This is a genomic window from Dietzia sp. SLG310A2-38A2 (assembly GCF_014145095.1).
In the GTDB taxonomy this organism is placed as follows: Bacteria; Actinomycetota; Actinomycetes; order Mycobacteriales; family Mycobacteriaceae; genus Dietzia.
Window position 1 is genome coordinate 1 of the sequence record NZ_JAALDX010000324.1, and the last position, 3,299, is coordinate 3,299.

5 protein-coding genes and 1 pseudogene are annotated in these 3,299 nt (G+C 69.1%); 1 reads left to right on the forward strand and 5 read right to left on the reverse strand.

Annotation, left to right across the window (positions count from 1 at the left end):
• Positions 1 to 101 precede the first annotated feature (101 nt).
• The 5 genes from G6027_RS11770 to G6027_RS11790 all read right to left on the reverse strand — a co-directional run bounded on the left by G6027_RS11770 (position 102) and on the right by G6027_RS11790 (position 2,763).
• A complete protein-coding gene (locus G6027_RS11770; RefSeq protein WP_182637344.1) occupies positions 102 to 704 on the reverse strand; it encodes a TetR family transcriptional regulator in 603 nt (200 codons plus the stop codon).
• 80 nt (positions 705 to 784) lie between these two features.
• Positions 785 to 1,018, reverse strand: coding sequence for a hypothetical protein (locus tag G6027_RS11775; RefSeq protein ID WP_182637345.1), 234 nt, complete (start codon positions 1,016 to 1,018; stop codon positions 785 to 787).
• Positions 1,019 to 1,135: 117 nt separating this feature from the next.
• The gene (locus tag G6027_RS11780) at positions 1,136 to 1,423 is read right to left on the reverse strand and encodes a GlsB/YeaQ/YmgE family stress response membrane protein (protein WP_182637346.1); all 288 of its coding nucleotides are present in this window, start codon (positions 1,421 to 1,423) and stop codon (positions 1,136 to 1,138) included.
• Positions 1,424 to 1,582: 159 nt separating this feature from the next.
• On the reverse strand, positions 1,583 to 1,846 hold the full coding sequence (locus G6027_RS11785; protein WP_346995711.1) for a GNAT family N-acetyltransferase: 264 nt from the start codon (positions 1,844 to 1,846) through the stop codon (positions 1,583 to 1,585).
• A 20-nt stretch (positions 1,847 to 1,866) separates the two neighbouring features.
• Positions 1,867 to 2,763: a universal stress protein gene (locus G6027_RS11790; protein WP_182637348.1), complete on the reverse strand. Its 897-nt coding sequence runs from the start codon at positions 2,761 to 2,763 to the stop codon at positions 1,867 to 1,869.
• Between the two features lie 256 nt (positions 2,764 to 3,019).
• Between G6027_RS11790 and G6027_RS11795 the strand changes: the two are divergent.
• Positions 3,020 to 3,299, forward strand: a pseudogene (locus G6027_RS11795) (pseudouridine synthase); the annotation flags it as partial.

Genomic DNA, 3,299 nt, shown 5'->3' on the forward strand with positions numbered 1-3,299 from the left:
TGCCGCGCCCAGGTCGGTCCACCACACTTGGTAGACCACGAAGAGTGCCAGCACGACGCCGAGCGTCACCAGCACCTCGCCCGTCACGCCCACCGCTCGCCTCACGTGGGTTCCGTGACCATCCCCAGGATGAGCTCCGCCATGCTCCGCGCGGTCATCGCCGAGGTCTCGACCTCACCGAGCATGGCGGCCGTGACGGAACCGTCGTGGAGGATCGCCAGCCGGTCGGCCAGATCCGCGATGTTGTCGGGATCCTGGAGTCCCATGCCGGCGAGCTCGGAGCGGAGGGTGGTTGCCACCCATGCCCGTTGGTCGGACACCGCCGCACGGATGGCGCGCTCGCCGTCCGTGCAGGGGCTGGGGAACTCGATGGCGGCGGCGAGGTGGCACGAGCCGGGGGTCGCGGGCTCCACGCGCTCACGGACGATGTCGAACAGGGCGAGGATGCGTCCGCGCGAATCCGGGGCGGCGTCGGCTCGTCGTTGCCACAGGGTCCGGTCCCGTTCGGCCATCGCCTTCAGGTACGCCACGACGAGCTCGTCCTTGGAACCGTAGGTGTTGTAGAGGCTGGCCTTGGCGACCTTGGCCTCCCTCAGGATCCGGTCGATACCCACCGCGCGGATCCCGTCGGTCGAGAACAGACGGGTCGACGTGGCCAGGAGCCGCTCCCGCGGTCCGGGTTTGGTCGACCGTGCGCTCGTCACAGGTGACAGACTATCGGCTGGCACCACCGACTCGGCGGGACCGGTGCCATGTCAGGCCACACCGGGACCGATCACCCGGTTCAGGCCGGGGGCTGCCCGCCAGCGGGAGGCCGGTCGCCGGTCACGGTGTCGTCGGTCCCCACGTCGGCCGGGCCGTGGGCCGGGGTGCTGTCCGGCCCGCTGGCCCCGGTGTCGTGCTGCCTCTTGTTCAGGCCGCCGGCTTTGTCATTGAGGAAGTCCCCGGTCTTCGCGACGGCGGAGTTGAGCTTGGCGGGATTCTTGCCGATGTTCTTGATCTTGTCGATGAGGCCCATGTCCGTTCCCTTCTTCTCGTACTCGACGGTTGTGAGACGAACGGCCCGGCCCTGTCGTGCGGGGCCGGGCCGTTCGGACTCGTCTAGAGTCCGTCTGTCTCCAGAGTCAGTGCGTCGTCAGACGCGGGTGCCGCGGTTGCTGCGACCACTGACGAGGCTGACGAGCCAGATCACGAGGCAGGCGCCGACGATCGCGGCGAGGATGCCGGGGATGGAGAATGCCTGCGGCATCGCGCCACCCTCGCTGTTGGTGAAGAACGAGACGAGCCAACCGACGACGAAGGCGCCGACGATACCGGCGGCGATGTTGGCGATAATGCCCATCTGGGCGTCACGCTTCATGATCTTGGAGCCGATCCAACCGGCGAGTCCGCCGATGATGATCCAGGCGATGATTGTCCCCATGGTGTAGTCCTTTCCCGAGAGTCTCTCGGCCCGAGTGCGAGCCGCTTCCCCAGCAGAACACGGTTGAGCCACAAACGCCTCCGGTCGGACCGTGTGTGGGGTTAATCGTCGCTTATTCGTTACTCACCTGCGCCTCAGGTGTCATGTAAGCAGGCTCCGTCAGGCAAGGTCCGCCGAATCCGGGTTCTTCTGGACGTAGCGCTCGACGAACGCGCAGGCGGGCCGGACGCGCAGTCCCTCGTCGCGCGTGACCTGCAGGGCCTCGCCGATCATCCGCCCGGCCAGGCCGCGGCCGCCGAATTCCGGGTCCACCACGGTGTGCGGGAACGTCCTGACGTCGTCCGAATCGCTGTAGTCGGCGAAGCCCGCCACCACGTCGTCGACCACGATCTCGAATCGGCCGGCGGCGAGGTTGCGCCTCACCTGGACGTCCTCCCCGGCACTCACGAGTGCGACTCCGGGCGCACGACCATCACCGGGCAGGGCGACGCCTGGAGGAGCGCCCGGCTGGTCGAGCCGAGGACCATGCCGGTGAATCCGCCCCGCCCGTGGGACCCGACGACGACGAGCTGGGCGTTCTCCGCCCGCTCGACGAGCGCCCGGACCGCGCGATCGCGGGTGACGACCCGCTCGATCCGCACGTCGGGGTAGCGGTCGGAGAAGCCGGCGAGCCGCTCGGACAGGGTCTCCAGTTGCTGTTCCTCGAGCTGCCGCCAGTCCTCGGCGGTCAGCGCGATCCCCGCGGCGGCGGCCTGGACCTGCGGGTCCATCCAGGTGTGCACCGCGATCAGCGTCGCGCCCCGCGCGGAGGCCTCGGCGAAGGCCCACGCGGTGGCCTTGGTGCTCACCTCGGAACCGTCCACTCCCACCACGACCGGTCCGGAGCGGTCGAGGTCGTCGGTGTCCTCACGGGTCACCACGACCGGGCAGAACGCGTGGCTGGCCACTGAGGCCGAGACCGAACCGAGGACCATCCCCTTGATCCCGCCGAGCCCGCGCGAGCCCAGGACGATCATCTTGGCCTTGCGGGAGTAGTCGATCAGGACCTGCGAGGGATTGCCCTCGACGATCGCGTGCGAGACCTCGATCTCCGGGGCGACCTTGAGAGCGGTGGCCCTGGCCTTCTCGACGATCGGCTGGCATTCCTTCTCCAACTCGTCGTAGACGGGCTGGGGCGGGACCATGCCCTCTGCGAACATGGCGGCCGGCATCGTGTAGCTGGTCACCAGTACGAGCGGGATCCGCCGTGTCGCGGCGGTGTTGGCGGCGTACGCGACGGCGCCGGTCGAGGCTGCTGAACCGTCGATGCCGACGACCACGGAGTTCTCAAGTGAAGCCATACCGCGAGCCTACCGCCGCGGGTGAATCGTGGAGGCGTTCTCAGAACTCGTCGGGGAAGGGGGCGTTGGGCGGGTAGGCCATGTTGAAGCTGCCCTGGAACGCCGGGAGGAGGGCGCGGCCGGGGCCGAAGAGGAAGAAGTCGACAACGGCGTCGATCATGGGTGCTCCTGAGGTCAAGGTGGCAGCTGGCGCGCAAGTGGCGCATGAGGTGCCTGGGGCGAAAAGTGAGTGTAGCCCAATGGCTAGACTCTGCCTATGGCGAAGTCCGGACGACCGCGCAGGCCACTGCCGTTGCGCGACGGGGTGGACCCGGTCCGGATCCGGCTCGCCGACCCCGGTCGGGGGCCCCGCAGCATCCCGGAGGAACTGCGCCGGCGATTTCCCGACCGGCTCGCCGAGCTCGAGGCGGCCCTCGCCTCCGGGCAGGTCGTGACCGCCGACGGGGCGGCCGTCACCGACTCCACCCGGCGGCACCGGGGGATGGACGTGTGGACGTACCGGACCCCCGAGCCGGAGGTCGAGGTGCCCTACGGGA